The organism is Candidatus Eisenbacteria bacterium (assembly GCA_016867495.1).
In the GTDB taxonomy this organism is placed as follows: Bacteria; Eisenbacteria; RBG-16-71-46; order CAIMUX01; family VGJL01; genus VGJL01.
Map to the genome: position 1 here is coordinate 1 of VGJL01000002.1, position 26,451 is coordinate 26,451.

A 26,451-nucleotide genomic window follows, 5' to 3' on the forward strand; every position below is an offset into this window, starting at 1 on the left:
GATCGTGTGCGGGCCCGGCGTCAGGTGATCCGAGAGATCGAACTCCATCGGAAGGACCTCCACGCCCGGGCACCAGCCGCTGCGGCTGTAGTCGGAGGACCAGCTCCCATCCGTCCAGCGCGCGCAGTAGGGATTCCGGTCGCGGAAGCGCCGGCAGTCGTCGCGCCACGGATGGACGCGGGCGACCGCGACGCCGTCGACCGAGATGACGTTCGCCTTCGAGACGAACTCGTCCTCGTCCCTTCCATCGGTGCAATGCCCCGTGGAGAAGTAGCGCAGCACGGTCCGCGCGAGCCCCTGCGGCACTTCGACGCGCGTTTCCATGCCGCCTCCGTTATCCCTGCGATTGAAGGAGTCCGTGTAGAGGACGGGCAGGACCCATGCGGGGGCGTCGTAGGTCGTGTCCGGCTCGTAGCGGAGGGAGAAGTCGACGCGCCAGCCGGGGCTCGTCCATGTGTCGATGAAGGCGCGGATGTCGCGCCGGCCCGTGAGGAGCGGCGCGAGGTCCGAGACGTCCACCTCGTGCTCGGTGCGCCCGCCATAGGAAGTGACGAATCGCACGATCTCGAGATCCGGCGTCCCCTCCGCGACGAGGCGGATGTTCCCGGCGCGATCCCAGCGGTCCCACACCTCGCGATCGTTCTTGGGCGTGGGGCGCAGCGTGATCAGGGCGTGGACCCGGCAGGGAAGATGGGGTTCGGGAAGCATGGCCGCGGTGCGGACGATGCGCCCGCCGTCCTCCGCCGTGAAGCCTTCCGGAGCGTAGCGTCCGGCCGAGTCGGCGTGGAAGTGGACCATGGCGCCGGTCAGGATCGGGACCGACACGGTGTCGAAGGGGGAGGGGAAGTCGATCGGCTCCCGCGCCCCGGCGTTTCCCGCTGCGAGCGAGGTTCCGAGTACGATCACGATCGCGGCCGCGGTTGCCGGCGATGTTCTCGGCACGAAGCGGTCAGCGATGATTCGCGGGGGAAGCGGCCTCATGCGTCTCTCCCCGTTCGGAGCGCGACGCGGGAGTAGACGGGCGATGCGGGAGTGGACGGACGGCGCGGGGGGCGGCATCAAGCGTCCCTCCTCACGAATCCGTCATCGGTGTGATCGCGTTGCCTCGTTCGCAGGGTCCGGAACATCCGTGCCAGGTCGACGAAACCGCCCGTCGTGAACCAGACGACCGTGACGACGGCCAGGCCGACCTGAATCCAGATCTGGATTCTCCAGAATCGCATCCACGAAGCGTCGCGCACCTCGTGCGTCAGGTTGTAGACGGTCCCGACGACGAAGACGAGGAACCAGCCCAAGGTCCAGACATAGTTGAGCAACAGGATCAGGCGATCTCCGCGCGTGAAGTCGGGTCCCGCCCACAAGGTGCGGAGGCCCCGGCGTTCGCGCGTCCAGTCGGACGCGCCATGCGGCGCGTGCTTGCCCCGATGGAGAAGCCTGTCGAGATCGAAGTCGGTCCGCCTGCCGAGGAGAGAGACGAGGACGAACAGGACGGCGGAGGCGCCCATCGCGAGCGCCCAGAACTCCTGCCCGTTGATGAAGAAGTCCTCCTTGAACTGATGGATGACGATTCCACCCACGGAGATGAGGGAACCCGCGAGCATCGCGGTCCATGCGGCGGCGGTCGATCCCCTCTTCCAGTAGAGCCCTCCGATGATGACGGCTCCCGAACCGCCGGCGAAGATGGCTCCCGTGATCGCGAAGAAGAGGAAGATGTACTGGGTCTGCTTGAAGATCATGCTGAAGCAGAAGACGAAGACCGCCACGCCCAGAATCGCCAGCCTCAGGACGCGGAGATGCGTCTTCGTTTCGAGCGGCCGCCCGCGCAGCGGGATGATGACATCCTGGACGAGGATGGTTCCCCAGGAGTGGAGGTAGGAGTTGAAGGTGGTGATCGAGGCCGCCAGCATGATGGCGACGAAGATCCCTACCAGGCCGGGCGGCAGCATCATGCGCATGACAAGCGGGACCTTGAGCTGATTCTGGACAGCCGCGGTCTCCCCGGCCGGAAGGAGCGCCTGCACGGAGGCGGCGACGGACCGGAAGTCGACATGGTGGAGGACGGTGTAGGCGACGATCGGGACGAACGAGAGCATCACCCCCTGCGGCATTCCCCTCCAGAGCCCCACGATTCCCGCCATCCTCGCCTCGTGGGCGTTCTCCGCGGAGGCGTTGTAGGCCTGGGTCCCCTGCCAGGACATGGCGGAGTAGAGGAATCCGAAGACTCCGATCAGGAAGTACCAGAAGTTGAAATCGCGGAGAGCGCTCGTTTGAAAGGGGTTGATCAGCGATTGATCTGCGGGTGCTTGTTGTAACGTCTCGGTGATCGTCGTCCAGTCGACTTGCAGGAGGAAGAAGAGGGCGATCACGAGGAGCCCCGCGTTGAGGAACGCTCCCTGGAGGAAGTCGGCGACGATCACGGCCACCTGTCCGCCCAGGAAGAGGAATCCGATCGCGATCGACAGCAAGAGGATCATCAGAAGCGCGAAGACGGAGAGGGTGATCGGTCCGATCTGGATCTCGGCGGGAAACCCGCAGAAGTACTGGAAGAAGCGGGCCTCGACGGCGGGGAAGATCCCCATGTTCACGATTCCCGAGAGAAAGGCGAGAAGGCCGGTGAAGATCCGAAAGCGCCTGCTGTACCTATGCTCGAAGAACTGCGCGAGCGTCATGCAGCGCGTCTGGCGGAAGCGATAGATGACCCATCCCGCGGCCGTCGCGACGAGGACCACGACGCCCATCGTCATGCCCCACCAGCCCATGGAGAAGCCGGCGAGGAAGTTCATCTCGAGGTTCCCGATCACGGTGATCGCGCCGAGCGCGGCGGCCCCCGAGGAGACAGCGATCAGGTAGCGCCCCGCGCTGCGTCCGGCCGCGAGGAAGTCCGCCACGCTTCTCACGTGGGAGCGGCTGACCAGCGCGGATGACGCCATGAACGCGAACATGAGACCGACAATGATCCAGTCGATTCCATGAAGTGGCATCGGATCTCCCTATCGTGTCCGCCAGACGCGCCCGGCGTCATCGATATGCAGAATCGCGCCGTCCGCCCCGTTCAGGGAAGCCTCGAATCCGGCCGGCGTGACAGCGATCCGAGCCTCGGAGGGGATGGCCTGTTCGGAGATGAAGGTCGATGTCGCCAGGACGGAGAGATCGCCGGCGAAGCCCAGGCCGCGCTCGACGCGCTCCTTCTGGGCATAGTAGAGGAGACGAAGCGCCCAGAATCGCGCATCGTCCGGGTCGGCGCGCGGGGGCGCCGCGCCGGTTCCGGCCGGGATCGCCGAGAACTGGACGAATCCCCACATCTCCGGGTAGTGCATCGCGATGAGTCCCTGCGGAGACCAGACCCAGTTTGCCTCAGGAAGCGGCTTGCCGGTCGCAGGATCCGTCACCTTCCTGTACCCGCCATCCGCCGAGTCGAGCCGCCACTCGACCCGGGAGAAGTTGACGCGCCAGAGATCGCCGTTGGCGGGGGGAACCGGCCGGCCGGCGCACTCCCTCAGCGCCTCCCACGGGAAGGCGATCTCGACCGACCAGCCGGCGTCGAGATCGGAGGGGTCGTTGAGAGTGCCGTCGAGCAGGGTGGCGGTTTCGAGCCCCGCGATGTCCCATCCATGGACTGCCGGGCCGCCATCTCGGTAAGGCCGGACGAGGAGCAGATCCCAGACGGTGTTCAGGGCGTTGATCTCGAGCTCGTAGTAGAGATGGGTGTCGCCGTCCGGATCGAGGAAGACCTCGAAGTCGTTCTCGTGGTAGATGACGGCGTCTCGCGCCGTGTAGGTCGCCCAGAGATGCGGTTCCTCCATCTCGGCGAGAATGTACAGGCACCGATCGTCCCAGAGCATCTTGACGCGTGTCCGCAACGGCGGAAGCGGCCGGAGGTCTCCCTCGATGTCGACGAACGGCTCCGACCAGGAAGCGGCTTCCCACACCGGATCGCCGGGACTCCCATCGATGCGCGGAGGGGCCTCGGCCCTGTAGCAGATCTGATGCCGCGGCGAATAGGGGATCTGGGGAGTCGGAAAAGCGGATGACGCGGGCGAGAGAGAGCAGATCGACAGAAGGAGGCAAAGCGCCAGAACCGTCCTCATGCGCGGCAGTCCTCGAGCAGTTCGGCGATCGTCGTCGTCGCAAGACAGACCGTCGTGTCGGCCGCCCCGTAGTAGACCAGCGCGCGGCTCTCGGGAAGCGCGAATCCCTCGGCGTCTCGATCGGGGACCACCCATCCGCACGGCAGGACGACATTCGGCACCTGGCCGACCATCTCGTACGGCTCGCGCGGCTCGAGGATGTTGTAGCGGGTCCGCGCGAGGAGCCGGGAAGGATCGTCGAGGTCGAGGAGCAAGGCGCCGACCTGATAGACGTTGGCGCTGGCGAAGTGGGTCGCCACCCCATGGTAGAGAAGGAGCCATCCCTCGCGCGTCTTCACGGGAGGCGTGCCCGGCGCGATCCTCTCGTCCCAGTATCTCCACCTGCCCTTGGCCACTGTCGCGCGGCGGCGCCACACACGGAGATCATCGGAGTAGGAGAGGACGATCTCGTCACCGGTCGGGGGGCCGTCATCGGGACGCACCCGATTGGGGCGCTCGAGCATCGCCCACTTCCCGCCGATTCTCTCCGGGAAGAGGGCGCCATTGCGGCTGTCGTCCTCAGATATGACATCGAGGAAGCGAAGCTCGCGAAAGTCCTTCGTCGCGGCCAGGCCCAGGCGGCAGTCGTCATCCCTGTCGAGGGCGAGGACCACGAGCCACTCATCTTCGATTCGCGTGATCCGCGGGTCATAGGCGTGATAGACGCGCCCCGCGCGGCTCAGGTCGCGCAGAGGGATCTCCCCCGGACGGACGCGGAAACGCACGCCGTCCTCGCTATCCGCGCCCATGAGGTAGGTCTCGCGCCCTCGATTCTGCACGCGGAGCAGCAGGAACACGCGGCCGTCCAGGAGGGCCGCCCCCGGATTGAACACGGACGAGACGTCGGCGAGATGAGCCTCGCTCGCCGGGATGTCGGCCCGTGTGAGGATCGGGTTCGCGGGATGGCGGCTCAGTGGCATCGATAGGGAGCCAAACGCATCGAACGCCGGTTTGTCAACCGGGGATGCAAAGAGGGGCCGCAAGCTGGCACAATCGTCTCGTGGGCGGTGGAGCGCCCGGCAGGGGCGCGAAGGTCTCTTCCCGGAGGTGGAGGTTTGGCGGAGTCGTTGGGGGCGAAGGAGTCAGGGATGCCGGGAGCCGGCTGGCTGCGCGGCTATCGGAGATCGATCTCGGGGGAGAAGCTCTCCTACCACTCCCCCTATCCGGACGCCGCCACGGCGCTCCTGGTCCGAGCCACCGATGGGGGGATGCGGATCGAGTGGGAGAGCGAGCCCGTTCCGGTGGATGCGGCCGGCCCCTCGACCTTCCTCTGGATGTGCGGGCTCGCCACCCAGAAGGGCGCCCACGCCTTTCATCTCTCGGTGGGGGGCCGCCCCGTCCTCTGCTTCCGCACAGGGAAGGACGCCTCCGAGAGATGCTGGGAGATAGAGGGGGAGGATGGGGCGAGGTTGCGCTTCCTGACGACGATGGTCGATCAGTTCGATGAGCTCTTCGGGTTCATGTGGCTCGTCCTTCCGCCGTCCATGATCGAGCCCGGGAAGCCGGTCGTGATCGGCGTCACGGGGGAGAAGGGAGAGAGCCAGGACTGGTACATGGTCTTCGAGTACGACCTGCAGCCGTGGGTGCGGGCCTCGGGAGAGGAAGCTCTCGTGCGGGAGGGCGGCCGGCTCCTCCAGCTCCTCCGCGTCGAGGTCAGCCACCTCGGTCCGCCGCGGGGGGTGAGCCTCTCCAGCGAGTCAAGCCGAGGGCGGATTCGCTCCGAGCTTACGACCGGCTACAACATCTTCCATCTCCCCATCGAGCCCGCCGGGGCCGAGACGGAGCTCGAGGTCACGATATCGATCGAGGGCGAGGGGGACCGCGTGGAGCGCGCGCGCGTTCGCCCCGTCGAAAAGCGGGAGATCTACCTTCTCCCTCACTCCCACCTGGACATCGGCTATTCCGATCCGCAACCGGTCGTCGAGAGAAAGCACTGGGGCTACTTCGAGCAGGCGCTCGAGCTCTCCGAGCGGAGCGCGGGCAATCCTCCCGGAGCGAGGTTCAAATGGAACGTGGAGAACCTCTGGGCCGTGGAGACCTTCCTCCGGCAGGCCCCGCCGGAGATCAAGGAGTCGTTCTTTCGAGCGGCGCGCGACGGACGGATCGGCCTGCAGGCGCTGCTCGCGAACGAGCTGACCGGGATCTGCCATCCGGAGGAGATCCTGAAGCTGACGGAGTTCGCGCGGAGGCTCGCGGGCGAGTGCGGGGTGCGCATCACGTCGGCGATGATCACCGACATCCCCAGCTACACATGGAACCTCGTCCCGGCGCTCGCGCAGGGCGGCGTCAGGTATCTCTCGAGCGGACCGAACTACATGCCCCGTCTGCCGGACGGCGGGGACCGGATCGGCTACGCGCTCAAGACATGGGGCGATCGTCCCTTCTACTGGATCTCCCCGTCGGGAACGGAGCGCGTCCTGCTCTGGATGACCGGCCGCGGCTATTCGTGGTTCCACGGCCTCAACACGGGGAAGATCGGCTCCGCCGCCGAACGATCGATCCTCGACTACATGCGCGAGCTCGCCGATGCGGGCTACCCGTACGCGATGGTCCAGGTCAGGTACACGATCGGCGGGGACAACGGTCCGCCCGATCCGGAGCTTGCCGATTTCGTCAAGTCGTGGAACGAGAGGTTCGAATCGCCGAGAATGGCCATCGCCACTTCCCAGGAGCTGTTCGAGGAGTTCGAGGCGCGATATGGCGATCGCCTGCCCGAGGTGCGCGGCGACTTCACTCCCTACTGGGAGGATGGCGTCGCCTCCAGCGCGAGGGAGACGGCCGTCAGCCGGAGATCGGCGGAGCGGCTCCTCCAGGCGCAGGCTCTCTGGTCGATCCTGCGGGCGGACGACTATCCGGCCGAGGAGTTCTACGAGGCGTGGCGGCATCTCCTGCTCTTCGACGAGCACACCTGGGGCGCGGCCGACAGCGTGAGCGACCCGGACGGGGAGAACGCGAGGGCACAGTGGGCATGGAAGGAGGCTCTGGCCGCGGAGGGAGCGCGGAGGGCCGATCGTCTCCTGCGTTCCTCGCTCGACGATTCTCTGGCCGGCCGAGCGGCCGCGCCCGGACGGGATGGATCGCGCGCCATCGAGGTGTTCAACACACGGGCGTGGAGACGAACGGAGGTCGTCCTCGTCCCGCGCGATCTCTGCGACACGGGAGATCTCGTCCTCGATGATGCCGGCGCCCCCGTCCCCTCACAGCGGCTGTCGACCGGGGATCTGGCGATTCTCGCCTCCGGCGTGCCGGGGCTTGGGATGATGCGCTATCGAGTGCAGCGCGGGAGCGCGTTCCAGGGAGATCTCGGCGTCCTCTCGGTCGAGCCGTCATACCTCGAGAACGACCGAATCCGAGCGACGCTGGATCCTGAGACGGGCGCCGTCTCGAGCCTCGTCCTGAAGGGGCGGCCGGACATCGAGTGCGCCGATCAGGCGGCGGGCAATGGTCTCAACGCCTATCTCCACCTGCTCGGCCACGGGCCGGAACGGGCGCGCGGCGCGCGGCGGGCCAGAGCGCGGGTCAAGGAGAGCGGGCCCTTGGTCGCTTCGCTGCGAGTCGAGGCGGAAGCGCCCGGGTGCAGATCGCTCGCGATCGAGTACACGCTCCACGCGGGCGCCGATCGACTTCTCATCGTGAACGAGATCGACAAGGAGAGGGTCCGGGAGAAGGAGAGCGTGCACTTCGCATTCCCCTTCCGGATCCCGGGCGGGGTGTTCCGGTTGGACCTGGGTTGGGTCTTCATCCGGCCGGAGGAGGACCAGATCCCGGGGGCGTGCAGAGACTTCTTCTGCTTGCACAACACCGCCGATCTGTCGGGGGATCGCGCCGGGATCACCTTCGTCGCTCTCGATGTCCCGCTCGTCGAGATCGGGCGGATCACCGACGAGTCGCCGGTCGCCGGGGGGACGCGAGCGTGGCGCCGGGCCATCGAGCCGACCCAGACGGTCTTCTCCTATGCCATGAACAACTACTGGCACACCAACTACAAGGCCGATCAGGAAGGCCGCGCCGACCTGCGCTACGCGGTGAGACCCCATCGCGTCGATGGTTGCCTTGGAGCCAAGAAGACGGGCATGGAACTGAGCCAGCCGCTGGTGGTCCGGCGGGCCGGCGGGGGACAGGTCTCCGCGGAGCCCCTTCTCGAGATCGAGGGCGAGACGGTCGTCTTGACATCGATCGCGCCGCTCGAGGACGGCGCGGGATGGCTCGTGAGGCTTCACAATGTGTCTGAGTCGCCGGGGGCGGCGCGGCTCGGTGGGATGATCGGACGGGAGTGCGCGGTCTATAGGAGCGATCTCGATGAGGCTCGATACGAGCCGATCGATGGGTCTTTCGCCATTCCCCCCTGGGGCATCGCGACCCTGCGGGCCGAGCGACGCGCGCGGTAGGAGGAGCCCGCCGCCGGGCGCGCGCGATAGGATGGGCCCGCCGGCCTCTCTCGAACGAGTCGCCGATGCCGGGTTCGCGGGCTCACTCAGTCCCTACGAGGATCTTCCGGAGGAGCCAGCGGGACTCCATCCTCGATCGCTGGGCCGGCGTGATCGTCACGACTCCTCGCTGATCGGCGATGTGATCGAGGAGGTCGCCGACGGGGAGGAAGCATCCGTCCTTCTTCGCGAGGCGCTCGATGAGCTGCCGGAATCGCGGATTCAGCCTGCCGTCGGCATAGAACCCGTTCGCGAAGTGGGTATACATGATGCAGGCCCCGCCGTCCTCTTCCAGACGATCCTGCTCGCGCTCGGAGATCGTCGCCGCGAATGTCGCGCAGCTCCCGCCCGGCGAGGAGGCGAACCAGGAGTTCACATACGGGCGGGCGGGGTCGTGATAGGGCATCCAAGGACATGAGCGGATGGTGTCGATGCCGGGGAAGACGAAGCTCCGAACATAGCGGACCCGCTCGCGGCAGATGTCTCCCCAGAAGAGAGGGTCTCCCTCCACATGCCCCCGAGCCCTGCCCGCGCTCCGGAATCCGGTCAGCATGTTGTACAGCAGGGCGCGGGGCCCGGTGAGGCGCGCGTCGTACCAGTAGATGCTCTCCCGGGTGCCGGCGTGGTTCGCGAGGGTTCGCGGGTCGTGGCCGAAGAGCTGGCGGAACCGATCGAAACCGTGGATCGTCTCCTCCCGCGAGCTGGTTCCGTAGGAGACATTGTGCAGGGCGATCTCGAATCCTCGCGCCTTGAGATCGAGGAGCCAGGTCAGATAGGCCTCGTCCTCGCACGTCATCCCGGCAAGGTGATGCTCCTCCTTGCCGGGGCTGACCCAGACCGATTTCGTCGTTCGCAGGCCGAGGTCCGCGAGGAGATCGTAGACCGGCCGCGCATTCTCCAGAGTGGCGCGGTCGGTGTCGTCGAAGACCGAGAACGCGAAACGCTTTTCTCCGGGCCAGACCATGGTAGGGCGAGAGTATCCTCGGGATGCCGGCTTCCGCAAGAATCGAGCGTCCGAGGCGAGGCCGAGCGTCCCGGATGCAGTCAAGGCGCTCCGGGGTTGTAGAATGCCCTTGCGGAGGCTCAACCTCCAGGAGGAACGGATGTCCAGCCTGTTCTGGTACAACGGCCACGAGCTCCTGCTTCCCGACATCGTGCGGGCGGAGAACTGCCACCTCTTCGATTCCGAGGGGAGGAGGTATGTCGACCTGGAGTCGGGCGTCTGGTGCACGCCGATCGGGCATGGGCATCCACGCGTGCTAGGGGCGCTGGTCCGGCAGTCCGCGCGACTTGCGCACACGGGGTATTGCTACTCCTCCGCGATCGTGGAGGAGGCCGCCGGGCAGATCCTCGCCCTTGCCGGCCTGCAGGGCGGCAGATGCGTCTTCCTCTGCTCGGGAGGGGAGGCGATCGAGTACGGAGTCCGTGTGGCCCAGGCGGTCTCGGAGCGCCCCTTGCTGATGACGATGGCCGACTCCTACTTCGGCGCCTACGGATCGGCGAGCAAGCGGAAGGAAGACGAGTGGTTCGCCTTCGATTGGATGGGCTGCATCGACTGCGATCACTCCGAGGGATGCGGCAGCCGATGCGAGCGGTGGGCCTCGATCCCGTTTCAGCGGATCGGCGGCTTCCTGCTCGAGCCGGGAAGCTCCTCCGGGCTCGTCCGGTTTCCGCCCGAGCGGCTGGTGAGAGGGATCGTGGAGCGAGTTCGCGCGGACGGCGGGCTCTACCTCGTGAACGAAGTGACGACCGGAGTGGGCCGGACGGGAAGATGGTTCGGCTATGAGCACTACGGGCTCTCTCCCGATGTGATCGCGCTCGGGAAGGGGATCGGGAACGGATATCCGGTGAGCGTGGCGCTGTTCTCGCCTGAAGTCGTCAGGCGAATCGGCGAGGGAGGCGTCAAGTACGCGCAGTCGCACCAGAACGACCCGCTGGGAGCGGCGGTGGCGCTCGAGGTCGTGCGCGCCATCCGCGACGAGGACCTCATCCGGCGCGGGGTGGAGATCGCCGGCCTTCTGGTGAGCGGGCTCCGCGGGATCGGAGAGTCCCGCAGCCGGATCAGGGAGATTCGATCGCGAGGACTGATGATCGCCCTCGATCTGGCCGATGACCCGGGGGCCTCCTATTCCGACTGGACGCAGCGAGAACTCGTCCGCCGCGGGTATGTCCTCGCCCGGAGGCCGGGTCTGAACGTGCTGCGGATCGACCCGGCGTTGACGATCGAGCGATCGGACATCGAGGGGTTCATCAGGACATTCGACGAGGTGCTCGCTGAAGGCTCCCCGCGCTGACCTTCTCGGCGGCGCAGGATCCGGGCACTGCCGATCTTGGTCGCGGGCGCGTAGAGGGAATCGACATGTGTCCGGAGGCGTCTGAGATGAGGCTGACGGAGCTGGTAGTTCTCCAGATCCGGGGAGATGACGACGAGCGCCGGCGGGTTCGCTGACAGATCGGCGAGAAGCTCATCCAAGGCTCCCGGCAGACCGGGGCGGCCCGCATGGTCCACGTTCGGTCCAACGATCGGCATGAGCCCCACGAAGCGGCCGGGCGCGGATCGTCCCGCGATCACATAGATCTCGGGACGCGGCCCCCACACCAGGATCGGATCGCTCGGCGCCGTGCGCGCGCGAATCGCCTGGGCGATCTCGATGTTCTCCGCGGAGGGTCCTGCTGATCCCGCCAGCGAGCCTCTAAGCGAAACGGCGACCTGAGCAAGCAGAAGAACAGCGCCGAGGGCGAGAACCCAACGCCTTCGGGCATTCCACAGTTCCTGCGCCCCGATCCCCGCGAGACAGCAGAGGGGCGGGAGCAGGAGCTGGATGTAGTGCGGGAACGGGCGGGCCGCCCCGAAGGCGACGGCCGCGGCGAGCGCCAGCCATACGCACAACAGGCGCAGCTCCCCGCGCTCGCGGTATCGAAACGCCGCGAAGGCGAGAAGGGCCATCGGGGCGCATATCGGAAGGGCCAGCCGGCCGAAGATCGCCGCCTGCCGGAGCGACTCGAGAGCGCCGATGGAATCCGAGCGATCGAAGAGAACGTAGCGAACGGCGCAGGAGAAGGCTTCGGCCAGCGCTCCTGATATCAGGAAGGGGAGCCCCGCGGCGGCCAGGACCAGTCCGGCCCCGGCCGTCGCCCGGCCCGCTCTACGCCGGTCTTCCGGGGTCGTCAGGAAAGGAATCGCGAGGAACGCCAGCGCGCTCTGCTTGAAGAGACCGGCCGCGCCCACGAGGACTCCAAAGAGCAGGATCTTCCTCGCGCGCAGGGAGATGATCGCGGCCGTGACGCAGAGGACCATGAACGGCTCCGCCGCCACCGCGTGGCCTTCTACCGAGAACGAGCCCGCCACGGCCGCGTACACGACGATGCAGGATGCGAACGGATGGCGCAGGCTCCGGCGCATCAGCGCATGAAGCGCGACCAAGCCGCCCAGGCGCGCCAGGAGATGGACGAGCCGCAGGAGAGTCATCCCCTGCGCCGGCCAGAGGTCGAAGCAGATCGCGGAGAGGTAGTACAGGCCAGGGAAGGGAACATCCCAGAAGTCGCGATACAGGATGAATGAGGAGGATGCATGGGCGCCGAAGTAGGCCAGCATCGCCTCGTCCCGTCCCACGAGAGATACGCCCAGGACCGGGACCTGCTCGATGATCGCGATGGCAAACGCAACGATGAGCCACAGCATCTGCGTCCGACTATAGGGGAAGTCGAAGCGTCCGTCAGCCCGGCCCTCAGCCGAGCCGGCGCGGTCTTCCGATTCCCGAGCGCACCTCGCGCTTCACATCTCGCCAACCGTGGATGGCCCGGTCGTAGGCTCGGGCAACGCGATAGGGGAGCGTGCGCGCTCTCGATCCCAGATGGGGCGCCAGGTCGGGCTCGCTGTTGACCAGACGGACGAAGTCGTAGCACTCCGACAGGGAGCCGAAGCGCGCGGGGCGCGGCCTGCAGTCGAGGATCTGGACGCCGTCGCCGACTCGGAGGAAGTTCGCGATATGGGGATCCCCATGGACCCACCCGGCGCGATGGAGCGAGGCCAACGACTCCACGACCAGACCGTACTGGTCGGAGCCGCACGGAACACCCGGGACGAAGAGGTAGAACATCCAGGAGTCAACGATCATCCCGAGAGATCTGCGTTCGAGAGAGCAGATGTACTCCGGCACGGGGATCCCGTCGCTCCGAACCGCGAGGCAGGCGGTGACGGTCGCCGTGGACTCTCCCGTTCTGAGGAGAGTCGTGAGGCGATTCCACGAAGCCCGGTTCTTCATGCGAGGCGACTTGGCGACCACACGCCGCCCCTCGACTTCGAAGACGCCCACGTAGCTTCGGTAGTCGTCGCGCAGCGGCTCGACCGGAGGGGGAGGGGGAGTGAAGCGCGTCAGGAGGCGGGCCAGCCGCTCATGCCCTGGCGCGGCGCGGACGAGCCAGCCATCGTGCGAGAACTTGACGAGAGCGTTGCGCATCGTAGGCGCGGTGTCACTCGGGCATCTGGCCCATGGTCGTCATCGAAGCTCCTCCCCCTCCATGCGCGAGGGGAGTCGATTCTTCAAGCAGGTCCCACAAGTCGACCCCACCGGTCGGCGTCACGACGATCGGCGATCCAGCCGCGCGGCAAAGCTACCAGAAACCGGCGGGAGGTCTCAACATGGCTGCGGTCGTCGCCGCCTACGCCGCAGCACCCCGGAGTCGAAGGCCGACGCTCAGGAGAATGAGGAACAGAGTCAGGAAGGCGAGGATCGCGGGAGCGGCGGGCGTGTCGAACCTGATGGAGGCTGTCAGTCCCGCGAGGCAGGCGAGGAATCCGAAGATCCAGCCGATCATGAGCGCCGCGCCGGGGCGATCCGTCGTCATGAGGCCGGCCACGGCCGGAATGACGAGCAAGCCGAAGACAAGCAATACGCCCGCGATCTGGACGGAGGATGTGACGACGATGCCGAAGAGCGCATAGAAGAGGAAGTCCCACGCGAACATGTTCCTTCCTCTTTCTTCCGCCCGCCGAGGGTCGTTGGTGATCTCGAGGAACGGACGGCGGAGGAGAAAGTGGATCGCCCCGATCGCCGCATACAGGATGGCTGTCTTCAAGACCTTATCGGGCGCGATGGTGAAGAGCGATCCCACCAGAGTCTCCTTCAGGTGCTCCGGTCCGGCGGGGGACTTCTCAAGAACGAGGAAGACCGCCGCCTGCGCGGTGGCGAAGACGATTCCGATGAACGCCTCCAGCGGGATCTGCCGATGCCGGCGCCGCAGCCAGGCGAAGCAGAGAGCGCCGACCATGGTCGTGGCGACGGCGAGAAGATAGGAGGCGATTGCGTTCTCCTCCAGGTGCAACACGACACCGACGGCGACGCCCAGGGCCGCCATCTGCGCCAGCGCAAGGTCCACGAAGATCACGCCGCGGCGCACGACGTGGAACCCGAGGTAGGCGTGGATCCCGGCGAGGACGACGCTCGCGGCCAATGCGGTCCGGAAGAACGGAAGGCCGATCGCTTCGATCATGGATTCCTCACTCCGCAGCAGCGAGCGCGCGCAGGAAGGTGTCGAAGTGCGCGAGATAGCTGTCGGGTTCAGTCGTGTCGCAGGAAGGGGAGATCTTGACGATCCTTGCTCCCGCCTCGCGGGCCAGAAACGCACCCGCCTCATCGGAGAAGTACGGTTCCTGAAGCACCGCCAGGATCGTTGAACGGCGGAACAGATCGACCAGCTCGCGCAGGTGTCTGCCGGGAGGGGGAATGCCGGGGATCGGCTCGATCGTCCCCCTCACGTTGAGGTCGAACGCTCTCGCCAGATAGACCCAGGAGGCGTGATAGGAGACGATGTCCCGGCTCGGGATGTCGGCGAGGAGGCGTTGTCCCTCGGCAAGGACCTTCTCCGTCTCCTCGGCGAAGCGCTCCGCCCTCTGCCGATACGCCGGAGCGTTGGCGGGGTCGATTCGCGAGAGCGCCTCGGCGATCGATGAGGCGACGATCGCGCCGTTGCGGGGATCGAGCCAGTAGTGCGGATTGCCGCCCGGATGCACATCGCCCATGGAGGCGTCGACCTTGCCCTCGGGCTTCTCGAGGATCTCGAGGCCGGCCGAGCAGTCGAGCACCGTTAGCTCGTCGTTTCGCGATCCGTCGATGATCGGATCGGCCCATCCGTCGAGCCCCAGACCGACCTTGAGGTAGAGGCGCGCCCGCGAGACGCGGACCATGTGCGACGGGAGAGCCTCCACTCGGTGGACATCGGAGTTGGGCCGGGCGATCGCCTGGACTTCGACCAGATCGCCGCCGACGCGGCTGGCGATGGACCCGAGATCGGTCGTCGAGGAGACGATGCGGATCTTCCCTTGGGCGGAGTCCGGGACGGCGCCGTGGAGGGCTGCCGCGAGGAGCAACCCTGCGATGAGGCGGTTCATTGTCGCCTCCTAGAACTGATGCGCCTTGTGAGGGCCCATCGAGAAGATCACATGCAGGCGCGCGCTGTTCTCGGGCTCGCCTGCGTCGGGCTCGAGTCTCTGGTAGACCAGGCGAAAGAGCAGCGTCTCTTCCATGACCGCGTATCCGGCGAAGATCCCGAGGGCGCGACTCCACCCTTCTTCGACATTCGGCTCCTGGTAGCTTTCGTAGGAGATCCCCGCGTTGTATCGCAGCCCGAAGTTATAGTCAGCGAAGAGGTATCCACCCGTCGGCGTCACGGCGGTCTTCGCATAGCCCGCCTCGGGCCTCCATGTGGCCTGCTCCCGGTCGAGGGCGATGACCTCTCCTTGGATCACGAGATAGGATCGGCTCGAGTTCCAGAGCTTGGCCTTCAGATCCGCGCCATAGACCTCGGTGCGCGCTCGCGCCGCGACGTTGTTGGTCCCGCCGGCCGCGGAGATCCCGAACTCGATGCCTGAGCGCTCTCCGAGCGGGGCGAATCCGCTGAGGCGTGCCGCTACTCCCGGACGAGTGAGCTCCTGCTTGTCCCCCGTGTCCGTCAGCAGGGGATCCAGCGTGTCGCCGGGAGCCCGCTCGACACGGAAGGATTGCCCGTCCAGATAGTCGAGGGCGGCAGTCAGTCCGGCATCGCCGAAGAGGGGAATCCGCGCCGACAGGGAGATACCGACGTCATTGAATGACTCCTCTCCGGGAAGATAGGTCGTGAGGACGGTCAGGGGTTCGGCGAACGGATACGTATGCGGATGGAGCGGGTTCATCTTCCCGAAGCCGACCCGGTACTTCCCGCCCTTGAGATTGAGACCGAGAGGAAGACCCCGAAGGACTGAGAAGTACCCCTCCTCGAGTTCGGCCCCCTCCTCCCCGATGGCGAGCGTGAAGTATCCCTTCGCGTACGGATTGAGGTAGGCGTCCAGGACGATTTCGGTCTCCCCGGCAGCCGCCTTCAGGCGGTTCCGATCCGGATCCTCGGGCTGGTCGCTGATCGACAGGAATGGTTGGCCGATCACGGAGATGTCGGGATTGACGACGCCGGCCGCGGCGGGGGCGGCCAGCATGGCGGTGACTGACAGGCACAAGATGAGCGCACGACGCATGATCGAATCTCCTCGCCCGCGATCCTCGCGGGCGGCAACACGAAAACCCCATCCGCCGTGGGTCGGGGCGACTCGCGGCGGGTGAACGACTCTCGAGCGGATGCGATCAGGCGACAGGCGGCGCGCGAGGTCGATGAGAGCGGGGGGAGGGGATCGCTGGCGGGCGCGCGACCTCGACCTGTGCGACACAGCCGGTGTCGGCGGGAGCGCCGATGGCTTCCAGCGGAGAGTCCGGCGGCAGATCCTCCTGCGAGATCGCCAGCTGGCACCAGGAACAGGCGTGGTCCGTGGCGAGAGGATCGTGATCGTGGTGCTCGGCGAACTCCGCGACGGCGGCCAGGGCCGTTAACATGCACAGGACCGCAAGAGTGCCGAGAAGAGCGGGCGAGCGCCGTCTCATGCGTGAGAGACTAACCGGCCAGGAGACATGGCGCAAGCGAGTCAGTCTCACGCGCACTGGGAGACCGATGTCGATCGAGCGCGGGAATCCGGGCCGCGGGGGATCCTGTTCCTCTGCGTCGATCCCCGCGGCTGAGATCGACCGCGTGATCACCCTCTGCGCGGAGGAACTCAAGCGTCGTATCGACAGGCTGCTGCTGTCGTCTTCCTCCGGCTGATCCGCCCACCCCGGGCGCCTTCATCCCCTTGACGACTTGGCGAGTTGGCCATATAGTCTGTAAGCAGAGATGGCAACGCAGACTGAGAGAAACATCTTCCGCGCGCAGGCGAGGGTCCTGAAGGCTCTCGCCAACGAGTCGCGCCTGATGATCATCGACCGCCTGAGCCGGGGGGAGTGCAGCGCCGGGGATCTGACACGTCTGGTCGGATCGGACCAGACGACGGTCTCCAAGCATCTGGCCGTCCTCAGAGCCCACGGCATCGTCGACGACCGGCGTGAGGGGAGCATCGTCATCTATCGCCTGCTCACGCCGTGCGTGATGAGCTTCTTCTCATGCGCGACTCAAGTGATGAAGGAGTCGAGGTGAGGCCAGCTCTCTTTTCTGTCTCGGTGTTGTTGAATTGGCCAAGTCGCCATATGCGAACATGGGAGAGGCGCATCAGTTGGGCGAGCTGATCATCAGGCTGCTGCAGGGCGGGCTCGGAAATCTCGCGTCCTACCTGGCCGCGCACGTGCTCCTCTGCCTTGTTCCGGCCTTCTTCATTGCGGGGGCGATGACCGCGCTTGTCCCGAAGCAGGCCATTACCCGCCTACTCGGGCGCAGCACCCCTCGGGCGATCTCATACCCGGCCGCGGCCCTCGCGGGATCGGTCCTGGCCGTCTGCTCCTGCACGATCGTTCCGATCTTCGCGGGGATTTACAGGAAGGGGGCCGGTCTGGGACCGGCCATCACCTTCCTCTTCTTCGCCCCCGCTGCGAACATCCTCGCGCTGATCTACACGGGCGGCCTGATCGGCGCGGATCTCGCCATCGCTCGTCTGATTCTCTCTCTCGCTTTCGGCATCGGCATCGGCATGATCATGGCGTTGATCTTTCGCCATGAGGACGCGGCGCACGATCGAGACACAGACGCGCTCTTCGCAGGGGCATCGGAAGGAACGCGGAGCCCGCTGTACTTCCTTCTTGGCCTGGTTGTGGTGCTGCTCGTCGGAACGTTGAAGCTCGACTTCCTCAGCAGAGCCTATGCAGAGATCACACTGTCATTCGCCGGGGGGGTCGGTTTGCAGGAAGCGCTCCTTCGTCTCATTCCCTTTGACGCGACGCGGGGGGAGGAAGGGGTGAGCGTTCAGGGAGCGATCCTGATCGCTTTCCTTGCGCTCATCGCCGTCACGGCGTGGCGCGGGCTCAGAAACATCGATGAGGGATGGAACCGGTGGGCCAAGGCCTCCCTGGCTCTCATGGCGGTCACACTGTTGATCGCGGCGGCGCGAATCGCTCCCCGCCCCGAGGGCCTCTCCATTGGATTCACCGGCCGCTTCGTCGGAATGGGGCTCGGCATGACGGGAATCGCCTTGATGGCGCGATGGCGCCTCGGCGCCGACGAGACGCGCGCCTGGCTCGCGGAGAGCTACAGATTCATCCGCCAGATCTTCCCCCTGCTCATCGTCGGAGTGTTCGCGGTAGGCATTGCCCGCCAGGTCATCCGCCCCGAATGGATCAAGTCTCTCGCCGGGGGCAACACGCTGCTGGGGAATGCCGCCGGGGTGCTCTTCGGAGTCTTCATGTACTTCCCGACGCTGGTGGAAGTCCCGATCGCCAAGATGTTCCTCTCGCTCGGGATGCATCGAGGCCCGCTCCTGGCGTATCTGATGGCTGATCCCGAGCTGAGCCTGCAGAGCATACTGATCATCTCGGCTATCATCGGTCGAACGAAGACCTGGACGTACGTGGGCTTGGTCGCGGTCTTCAGCGCGCTCGCCGGACTCATCTACGGCGCGTGGGTGGACCGCAAGGGGATCGCGCTCCTCTTCGTCTATCTCATCGTCTTACTCAGCGTTGTCGCGCTGGGTCTGCTCCTGGTGAAAAGACGCAATCGTCGGCGAGCCGCGGCGCGCCTGCTAGCATCTCAGGTGCTGTCAAGTCCGTCTGACTCCCCTTGCGGTTCATGAAGGAGGTGGCTTCATGTCGAGTGTCCTTGTGCTCGGTCCCGGATGCCAGAAGTGTCAGACTCTCTATGAGCGGGTCACGCAGGCGGCGGAGGAGATGGGTCTCGCCTGCGAGATCGCCAAGGTGACCGACATCGAGGCCATCGTCGGCTTCGGCGTCCTCTCGACCCCGGCGCTCGTAGTCGACGGTACGGTCAAGATGAGTGGCCGCGTTCCGACGGTCGCGCAACTGAAGGAGATGCTCAAGTGAAGGAACCTCGGGCCTTGAGCTATGCCCCAGATCGCGGCGGCTGGATGCTTGGTTTGTCGAGTCGCCCTCTTGTCGTCGCGACGGCGCTCGCTCTCCTACTCGTCGGAGGCGGCCTTCTTGCCTATGCGGCGGCCGATGATCCCAAGCCCGTCGCTCCGGCCGATACTCTGGACTCCGCGAGCGATCAAGCCGCGCTCTCGCGCCAGATCATCTCCTACTACTTCCACACCACGAAGCGCTGCGTGTCCTGCCGCAAGATCGAGGCCTATGGGCGGGAGGCGATCGAGGCCGGTTTCCCCGAGCAGTTGCGCCGCGGCGAAATCGTCTGGCTTCCCGTCAACATCGACGAGAAGGACAACGAGCACTTCGTGGAGGACTATCAGCTTTTCACCAAGTCGATCATCCTCGTGGAAAGGAACGACACCACGCAGGTTCGCTGGAAGAACCTCTCGCGGGTCTGGGAGCTGCTGAACGACAAGTCGCGCTTCGTGCAATATGTCCAGGAGGAGACGCGCGCCTATATGGAGTCACCGAACTGATCATGGATTTCGCGCTCGCCCTCGGCTCGGCGCTCTGGCTGGGAGTCCTCACGTCGATCAGCCCCTGCCCGTTGGCTTCCAACATCGCCGCCGTGAGCTACGTGGGCAGGACGGTCGGCAGTCCGGGGCGGGTTCTGGTCGCGGGCCTCGTCTACTCGCTCGGGCGAGCGCTGGCCTACGTGTCGGTCGCCATGCTGGTCGTCTCCAGCGTTCTGTCGATTCCCAGGGTCTCCTTCTTCCTCCAGGAGCGGATGAACCAGGTTCTCGGGCCCCTTCTGATCGTCATTGGGATCGGCATCCTCGGACTGGTCCGGTTCCCGCTGCCTTCCTGGAGCTGGGGGCAGGCGGCCAAGGAGCGAAGCGCGCGCGCCGGCATCCTCGGCGTGGCGTTTCTCGGGATCCTCTTCGCCCTGTCGTTCTGTCCCGTTTCGGCGGGGATCTTCTTCGGCGGGCTCATCCCGCTCGCGGTGAACGCTCAGTCCCGGATGCTCGTTCCGGCCGTCTACGGGATCGGCACGGGCCTCCCCGTCCTCGTCTTCGCGATCCTCCTCGTTCTCGGCGCGCAATGGGCCGGCAGAGCCTTCCGGATCCTCACGGCGATCGAGCGCGGCGCGCGTCCCGCTACGGGGGCGATCTTCATCCTCGCGGGCCTCTACCTCTCCTTGAGATACCTCGTCGGATTGGGGATCTAGACGCGCCCGAGTGGATCCGAGAAACGGGCGGGCGCGCCGCGAGGCCCGGCGCGATGTGTCGCGTTGTGACCCGCTCCGCGCTAGCGGATTCGAAGCATGGTTCCCGTTGCGGTCTGGGGGCCTCTCTCCGCCCGCCAGAAGAAGGCTCCTGACGGGACGGGGCGTCCGAGCTGATGCGGCAGTCGACCAGATCGAGATGGGTGAGACCGAACAGGTGGTCTCCCGCCGCGTCGGCGGCCACCCGCGTCAAGTCCTGCGGCGATGGGCTCGAGCCGTCGAGCAGCCTGACCGGCATGAAGTCCAGGTCGGCGCCCTGAAGGAGGCGGAAACCGTAGTAGGGCCGCTGCCCCGCGGGCCCGGGGACCGTCCCCTCGATCGTCGAGGGCCCGTCCAGTACGGCGGTCATAGCTGCTTCCTGTATGCCCGCAGAGGCGAAGAGGATCTGATTCTGGACGCCGGCCCCCGTGGGGTTCTCCGCGCGAACCGTCACACGCCCATCAGGCAGGGGCGCGTTGTGGCGGATCTGGTTCCAGTAGTCATGACCGCGAGCCTGTGACGCCGCCGCGAGAAGGGATGCGAACAGAAGCAACGCGATCGGTGCAGAACGCATCGGGCGCCTCCTATAGACGGTATCCAATCGTGATCCAGTGGCTCTGGTTCCGCAGGGGAACGGGGTCGTTCTCGATGAGGACCTGTTCGTCGCCGAACGGCACGTATGCGTATGTGGGAAGACGGAACTCGTTCCAGCCGATCGTGAAGCGATACTCCATGGCGAGGTCGATGCCCGCCAACGCGGAATCCGACCCGAAGCCAAGCGCCAAGCTGGTGTCGGATTCGGAGCCAGGGCTGTCACCCGACTGGGCGGAATGGAATCCCGCGCGCTCCTTGTCGAGAGTCCCTAGGCTCAGGCCGATGCCCGGGCCGATGTACCCGCGAAGGGCCCCGGGGGCGGCCGGCCCCGTCGGGGCGGCAGCCCCTATGCAGACCGCCAGCAGGAGAACCAGACCTCTTCATAGATCGTCTCCTGGACGTCGACTTTCATGAGAACGACTCTCTCCACGCGGTCAGGAGGGACTCTTCCCGCCGAAATGATTCTCCCTCTAGCAAACTCGATCGCTGCGCCCTAGCATGGTCTCGGCATTCGTCTGTTTGTTGCCCGGCAGCTCGGCAGGTGGCCGCCGGCCGGGCAGGCCGCAGCAATGAAGGGAGCCATGAAGATGAGCAGGTTATTCCTTGTACTCGCGTTGTTAGGATCTCTGGCGCTGGCGTCATGCAGCGACGATGAGAACAATGGGAATCCATCCGACACGACAGATCCCGAAGTCACGATCCAGCAGCCTGCGAATGGAGCCACGCTGCCCGCGGGCGCTGTCGGAATCTCCGCGCTCGCCACGGACAACCAGGCAGTCGCGAAGGTTGAGTTCGCTGTCGACGGAACGACCATAGGCGAGGATGCGACCGGGGTGGCCAACGTCTATCAGTACACCTGGGATGCATCGGGTGCGGCGGCGGGTAGCCATACGATCCGGGCGCGGGCCATAGACACCTCGGGCAACGACAAGGATGCCGCCGTCACGGTCACGATCACCTCGGGCGGCGGACCCACGTACCATTCAGAGAACATCACAACCGACGAGACCTGGCGCGCGTCAGGCAATCCGCACATCGTGACCGGACCGATCGGTGTCGGAAACGGAACCCCAGGCCTCTCGGCCACGCTGACGATCGAGCCTGGCTGCATCGTCAAGTTCGCAGCCGATGCCGACGCGGGCCTCGGTTGCGGGTGGGTTGCCTCAGGTTCGATCGTTGCCGTCGGCACGCCGACGCTTCCCATCCTCTTCACCTCGAACGCCGCCATCCCTCAGCGTGGCGACTGGCGCGGGTTCAGCTTCTTCGAAGGGACCATGGCGACCGCGCGCTTCAGCTACTGCACGATCGAGTACACCGGCTACGACGACGGAGCGGGTCTCTACGTCTCCTGGGGCGCCGCAGTCCGGATGGACCACAGCACGATTCGCCTGGGCGCCGGCCCCGGGGTCAGCTATGACCACGCTGGCCACGTCGAGCAGTTCAACAACAACATCATCACTGGCTGTGCCGGGTACGCCCTGGAGACCGAACCCGAGTACGCGCGTCATCTGGGCGTGGGCAACAACCTCTCCGGGAACGACCCGGGCAAGGACAAGGTCATGCTCTATGACGGCGTGGTCGTGACGAGCGGCACTTGGCGCAGTCAGGGCGTGCCGTTCGAGGTCGCGCAGGTGAACGAGGGCGGCGGCATCTATATCACCCCCACCGACGGCACCACGGCGATCCTCACGATCGAGCCGGGAACCACGATACGGTTCAGCGCCGGATCACAGGTCCTCATCGGTTACGGCGGTTCCCTCGGGGGACTCAGGGCGGTGGGGACGGAGTTGCAGCCGATCACGTTCACCAGCGCTGCCTCCAACCCTCAGCCAGGCGACTGGCAGCAGATCAACTTCGCGGACGGCACGGCGGACGCTCAGTCGCGCCTCGAACATTGCGTCATCGAGTACGGCGGCAGCGCGGGCTACGGGAACGTCTTGATCGCTGATGCGCTTCCCAGCATCTCGAACTGCTCCATTGGAAACGGCTCCAGCCACGGGATCGTCCTCGCGGGGTTCGAGTACCCAAGCGCAGGAACTCTCGAGGCGAACAACACGTTCTATAGCCTTGCCGGCGAGAACGTGCACGTGGAGCCGTAGGGGCGCCTGCGGAGCCCGTTCGTAGGAGACAGGATGCGTGCCGCGCACCGGATCGACGGATGCGCGGCACGCGACCTCTAAGGGCTCAAGCTGTCGAGTATCGCCTCGAGGGCCGCGAAGCCTACCGAATCGCAGATGTCCTCGATCATGTCGGTCTGCGCCGCGTCGGGGCCGATCAGGCCATCCTTGACCATGAAGACCTTGTAGTCGAGATCCTGCGCTCCATGATAAGTCGCCAGAACGCATCCGGTCGAGCTGAGGCCGCAGAGGAAGACGGTGTTGCATCCCTTCTCGCGCAGCAGGTCTTGCAGGTTCGTCTTCTTGAACGAATTCGGGAAGTTCTTGATCACCTTCGGATCATCGTCCTTGACCGTGATGGAAGGCATGAACTGGAAGCCGTCCGAATCCTTCGCGGGGCCCCACTTCGGATCCGTGTGGTAGACGCGGATCACGGGCAGCCCGCGCTCCATCGAGGGGACAGGACGACAAGAGCAAGGATCAGGCTCAGGATCAGAATCCGCTTCATCACACACCACCTCTTCCAGCTAGCGCCCCAGCACGAGCGTCGCGCGGCCCAGCTCCCGGCCGCCCGTTCGAACCGTCATGAAGTATGCGCCAGCCGGGGCGCTCCTGCCAGAGGCTTCGCGCCCGTCCCACCTGATCTCCCGAGATCCTCGCGCTTCGCTCGACCAGACGCGCCGCCCCGAGACGCTGAGGAGATCGACTTGAACCAGTCCCGCTGGCGCGGCATCACTCCACCGAATCGTCGCCCCGCCGCGCGCGGGATTCGGAGAGACGGTGACGTGAGCGACTCCCGAGACGGTCTCCGCGACTGCCGACGGCTGATCGATGTCGTACGAGAAGATGCTGCGGCCATAGGTGCCGGCCGTGAGCCGGCGCGTGACCGGATCGAGAGCGAGCGACGTCACGACGACGTTGGGGAGATCCGATCCCAGGACTGACGAGACACCTCCTCCATCCCGACTTTCGAAGACGCCCACGTCGGTCGCGGCGAAGAGCCGGGCCGGATCGGACGGATCGATCGCCAGGTCGTTGGCCGGCGCCTCGGGGAGGGTGCCGGCGATCGCCGTCCAGCTCGCGCCCATGTCGGTCGTGCGAAAGAGGTGGGGAAGCGGCTCTCCCCACCGGAAGCCGGAGATCGTCACGTAGGCCGTCTCCCGCGAAACGGGGCTCGCGTGCACCGATGTGATCCAGCGATCGGGCAGCATGCCGGAGACATCGGTCCAGGCTCCTCCCGAGTTCGTCGTCACCTGCACGCGCCCGTCATCGCTTCCCGCCCAGATCACGCTGGCATCGAGGGGCGAGCTGTCGATCGTGGTCAGCGTCCCATGGACCTGGCCCGGCGCGCCTCCGCCGCTTCCCCCCGTCAGATCGCCCCTGATCGCCGTCCAGCTCGTCCCGTTCGTGCTCCTGTAGACGCGCTGCGTGCCGTAGTACATGCGGTCCGGATTCGTCGCATCGAAGCGGATCGGCGTATTCCAGTTGTGCCTGTCACTGCCGCTGATCCCGCTCATCGCGCTCATCCAGCTCCCGCCGCCGCCCCCGCGAAGACGACGGCATCATTCCCGGGATCGACCGCGAGGTCCGTGATGCGCCCGCCGATGTTGGTGGGGCCGCGGAACTCCCACGTCCCCCGGCCCGCCTTGCCCTGCTCCTTCATGGCCCGCGCCTCGATCTGGGCGGCCTCCCACGCCTCGCGCGGGATCTGGCCGAACGGGTATGCGCGCTCGAGGAAGAACCAGGGATTCGGCGCCTTCGGGGGCTTGCAGAGGGGAACGGGCTCGGTCGTGAACTCAGAGGACTATTGTACGCCAGTGGACGGTCGGCTCGCGCGCCGGGCGGGGGTCGATCAAACCACCGTCCACAACCGGGAGGCCGGCAACGCTTCACCGAGCCTCCGGACTCTGCCGGAAATGGTCCAATTCCTCGGTTACGACCCCCGGTTGACCCCTGAGGCAAGTGATTCGAGAGGTCGTCCGCCGTGCCCTGGCACGGGGGAACGGCCGTTCCGGTCTTTCGGGACCCACAGGACGCAACCCGGGATTGGGCTTGCTCTAGCTCCGGTCGGAGACGGAGCAAGTATCTCTTGTCAGATGCAATCGGCTGATCTACAATACCACTGCAAGATGGCCGATTGGGGTGGTAACATGTTCTATACCAGGGGATTGCTGGATCGGATTTCAGCAGGATCGGCGCAGTTTCCTGCCCTTCTCCTCACCGGACCGCGCCAAGTCGGCAAGACCACCCTGCTCCAGCATGCCGCGGACACCGATCGCCGATACGTGACTCTGGACGATCCCACAGTCCGCGCTCTGGCCCGGGAGGACCCCTCACTGTTCCTCCGCCAGAACCCTCCGCCCCTTCTGATCGACGAGGTCCAGTACGCGCCCGGGCTCTTTCCGTATCTCAAGGTCGAGATCGATCGCCTGAGGCGCCCGGGTCTCTTCTGGCTCACCGGCTCGCAGCAGTTTCACATGATGCGGGAGGTGACGGAGACGCTCGCCGGTCGCGTTGCCGTGATCCAAATGCTGGGCTTTTCATGGCGTGAGGGAACCCGACGTCGTGTCGACCTCGAGCCATTCCTACCGACTCGGGAGTGCGTCGCCGATCGCATGGTGGATCGCGCCGGAGCCGACACCGAGGAACTGTACAGGTTCATCTGGACCGGTTCGATGCCCGTGTTGAGCGCTGGGCCCGTTCTGGACCGGAGTCTGTTCTTGAGTTCCTACGTGCAGACCTACCTTCAGCGTGACGTTCGCGACCTCTCCCAGGTTGGAAGCCAGGAGTCGTTCCTGCGCTTTCTCAAAGCCTGTGCCGCCCGCACCGGCCAGATGTTGAATCTGTCGGACCTGGCCCGCGATGTCGACATCAGCGTCGGGACGGCGAGGAGCTGGCTTTCTATCCTGGAGGCCAGCCTGCAGGTCTATCTGCTTCCCCCCTTCCACACCAACGTCACCAAGCGGCTGATCAAGCGACCGAAGATGTACTTCCTCGACACCGGGCTCTGCAGCTACCTCGCCGACTGGACCTCGCCGGGGACCCTCGCCTCGGGCGCCATGGCGGGCGCCATCCTTGAGACCTTCGTCCTGGCTGAAATCCTCAAGAGCTGGTGGCACCGCATGAGACAGCCGAGTCTCTACTTCTACAGGGACAAAGATGGACGGGAAGTCGACTTCCTCTTCGCTCAGGATCGCGTCCTCTACCCGGTCGAGGTGAAGCGTTCCGCGACACCCCAGCGGGACTGGAGACGGCCGCTGGCCGCGCTCGACCGGCTTTCCGGCCAGCGCGGCCCCGGAGCGGTGATCTGCCTGGCGGCGGCGCCGATCGCCTTGGATGAGCTGATCATGGCGGTTCCAGTCGACATTCTCTGAACAGGACGGTTCGGAACGCGGGAGTCTGACCTGTGCCCGTCCGGTGCCGAAGGCAGTTCCATCGCGCGTGCATCTCGAGGATCCTGGTGCGAAGTTCATAATCGATTTATAATAAATGCGTTATGTGGTTCGATGTCAGATTGATCAGTGAGCAAGTATATTTGCTCACTGATTGAGAATTCTGTTGACCTCTCCTAACCTCACACCGTAACTATATCTTGGA

At 65.8% G+C, this 26,451-nt stretch carries 22 protein-coding genes; 11 read left to right on the forward strand and 11 right to left on the reverse strand.

Translation table 11 applies throughout. The features are described 5' to 3' along the window. From FJY88_00835 to FJY88_00850, 4 genes are all read right to left on the reverse strand, one after another. Positions 1–1,059 (reverse strand): hypothetical protein (locus tag FJY88_00835; protein ID MBM3285887.1); only part of this gene is annotated, 1,059 nt, incomplete at its 3' end. Beyond that, the gene (locus FJY88_00840) at positions 1,059–2,981 is read right to left on the reverse strand and encodes a sodium:solute symporter family protein (GenBank protein ID MBM3285888.1); all 1,923 of its coding nucleotides are present in this window, start codon (positions 2,979–2,981) and stop codon (positions 1,059–1,061) included. The genes FJY88_00840 and FJY88_00835, both read right to left, overlap by 1 nt. Before the next feature lie 9 nt (positions 2,982–2,990). Beyond that, positions 2,991–4,088: a carbohydrate-binding family 9-like protein gene (locus FJY88_00845; protein MBM3285889.1), complete on the reverse strand. Its 1,098-nt coding sequence runs from the start codon at positions 4,086–4,088 to the stop codon at positions 2,991–2,993. After that, the gene (locus FJY88_00850; GenBank protein ID MBM3285890.1) at positions 4,085–5,047 is read right to left on the reverse strand and encodes a hypothetical protein; all 963 of its coding nucleotides are present in this window, start codon (positions 5,045–5,047) and stop codon (positions 4,085–4,087) included. Before FJY88_00850 ends, FJY88_00845 begins: the two co-directional genes overlap by 4 nt. Positions 5,048–5,215: 168 nt before the next feature. Between FJY88_00850 and FJY88_00855 the strand changes: the two genes are divergently transcribed. Then, on the forward strand, positions 5,216–8,515 hold the full coding sequence (locus FJY88_00855) for a hypothetical protein (GenBank protein ID MBM3285891.1): 3,300 nt from the start codon (positions 5,216–5,218) through the stop codon (positions 8,513–8,515). 82 nt (positions 8,516–8,597) lie between these two features. On the opposite strand, the gene FJY88_00860 is transcribed toward FJY88_00855, so the two are convergent. Further along, on the reverse strand, positions 8,598–9,518 hold the full coding sequence (locus tag FJY88_00860) for a hypothetical protein (GenBank protein MBM3285892.1): 921 nt from the start codon (positions 9,516–9,518) through the stop codon (positions 8,598–8,600). Here FJY88_00860 and FJY88_00865 point away from each other — a divergent pair. Continuing rightward, complete coding sequence (locus tag FJY88_00865; protein ID MBM3285893.1) at positions 9,517–10,848, forward strand: aminotransferase class III-fold pyridoxal phosphate-dependent enzyme; 1,332 nt, start codon at positions 9,517–9,519, stop codon at positions 10,846–10,848. The genes FJY88_00860 and FJY88_00865 overlap by 2 nt on opposite strands. Positions 10,849–12,282: 1,434 nt before the next feature. Here FJY88_00865 and FJY88_00870 read toward each other — a convergent pair. The 4 genes from FJY88_00870 to FJY88_00885 all read right to left on the reverse strand — a co-directional run bounded on the left by FJY88_00870 (position 12,283) and on the right by FJY88_00885 (position 16,061). Further along, complete coding sequence (locus FJY88_00870) at positions 12,283–13,014, reverse strand: hypothetical protein (GenBank protein ID MBM3285894.1); 732 nt, start codon at positions 13,012–13,014, stop codon at positions 12,283–12,285. Positions 13,015–13,216: 202 nt separating this feature from the next. Further along, entirely contained in the window at positions 13,217–14,047 is an 831-nt protein-coding gene (locus FJY88_00875) for a metal ABC transporter permease (GenBank protein MBM3285895.1), read from the reverse strand. 7 nt (positions 14,048–14,054) lie between these two features. Further along, positions 14,055–14,945, reverse strand: coding sequence for a zinc ABC transporter substrate-binding protein (locus FJY88_00880; protein MBM3285896.1), 891 nt, complete (start codon positions 14,943–14,945; stop codon positions 14,055–14,057). A 9-nt stretch (positions 14,946–14,954) separates the two neighbouring features. Then, positions 14,955–16,061, reverse strand: coding sequence for a hypothetical protein (locus tag FJY88_00885; GenBank protein MBM3285897.1), 1,107 nt, complete (start codon positions 16,059–16,061; stop codon positions 14,955–14,957). 133 nt (positions 16,062–16,194) lie between these two features. On the opposite strand from FJY88_00885, the gene FJY88_00890 reads away from it, so the two are divergent. From FJY88_00890 to FJY88_00925, 8 genes are all read left to right on the forward strand, one after another. Continuing rightward, entirely contained in the window at positions 16,195–16,410 is a 216-nt protein-coding gene (locus FJY88_00890) for a hypothetical protein (GenBank protein ID MBM3285898.1), read from the forward strand. Between the two features lie 337 nt (positions 16,411–16,747). Further along, positions 16,748–17,047, forward strand: a complete 300-nt coding sequence (locus tag FJY88_00895; GenBank protein ID MBM3285899.1) for a winged helix-turn-helix transcriptional regulator — start codon at positions 16,748–16,750, stop codon at positions 17,045–17,047. Between the two features lie 58 nt (positions 17,048–17,105). Further along, positions 17,106–18,629, forward strand: a complete 1,524-nt coding sequence (locus FJY88_00900) for a permease (GenBank protein MBM3285900.1) — start codon at positions 17,106–17,108, stop codon at positions 18,627–18,629. A 13-nt stretch (positions 18,630–18,642) separates the two neighbouring features. Beyond that, positions 18,643–18,876 carry a thioredoxin family protein gene (locus FJY88_00905; protein ID MBM3285901.1) on the forward strand — a complete coding sequence of 78 codons (234 nt, stop codon included), beginning with the start codon at positions 18,643–18,645 and terminating at the stop codon, positions 18,874–18,876. A 53-nt stretch (positions 18,877–18,929) separates the two neighbouring features. Further along, positions 18,930–19,415 (forward strand): hypothetical protein, encoded by a 486-nt coding sequence (locus FJY88_00910; protein MBM3285902.1) that lies wholly within the window; start codon positions 18,930–18,932, stop codon positions 19,413–19,415. A 2-nt stretch (positions 19,416–19,417) separates the two neighbouring features. Next, the gene (locus FJY88_00915) at positions 19,418–20,107 is read left to right on the forward strand and encodes a sulfite exporter TauE/SafE family protein (GenBank protein MBM3285903.1); all 690 of its coding nucleotides are present in this window, start codon (positions 19,418–19,420) and stop codon (positions 20,105–20,107) included. 196 nt (positions 20,108–20,303) lie between these two features. Continuing rightward, positions 20,304–20,663 carry a hypothetical protein gene (locus FJY88_00920; GenBank protein MBM3285904.1) on the forward strand — a complete coding sequence of 120 codons (360 nt, stop codon included), beginning with the start codon at positions 20,304–20,306 and terminating at the stop codon, positions 20,661–20,663. A gap of 661 nt (positions 20,664–21,324) precedes the next feature. Continuing rightward, positions 21,325–22,836: a hypothetical protein gene (locus FJY88_00925; protein MBM3285905.1), complete on the forward strand. Its 1,512-nt coding sequence runs from the start codon at positions 21,325–21,327 to the stop codon at positions 22,834–22,836. Between the two features lie 77 nt (positions 22,837–22,913). Here the strand turns inward: FJY88_00925 and FJY88_00930 are convergent, their stop codons facing one another. Beyond that, on the reverse strand, positions 22,914–23,306 hold the full coding sequence (locus tag FJY88_00930) for an isochorismatase family protein (protein MBM3285906.1): 393 nt from the start codon (positions 23,304–23,306) through the stop codon (positions 22,914–22,916). Positions 23,307–23,381: 75 nt separating this feature from the next. Further along, on the reverse strand, positions 23,382–24,371 hold the full coding sequence (locus FJY88_00935) for a hypothetical protein (protein MBM3285907.1): 990 nt from the start codon (positions 24,369–24,371) through the stop codon (positions 23,382–23,384). 633 nt (positions 24,372–25,004) lie between these two features. Here FJY88_00935 and FJY88_00940 point away from each other — a divergent pair. Beyond that, positions 25,005–26,228, forward strand: a complete 1,224-nt coding sequence (locus FJY88_00940; GenBank protein ID MBM3285908.1) for an ATP-binding protein — start codon at positions 25,005–25,007, stop codon at positions 26,226–26,228. Positions 26,229–26,451 lie beyond the last annotated feature (223 nt).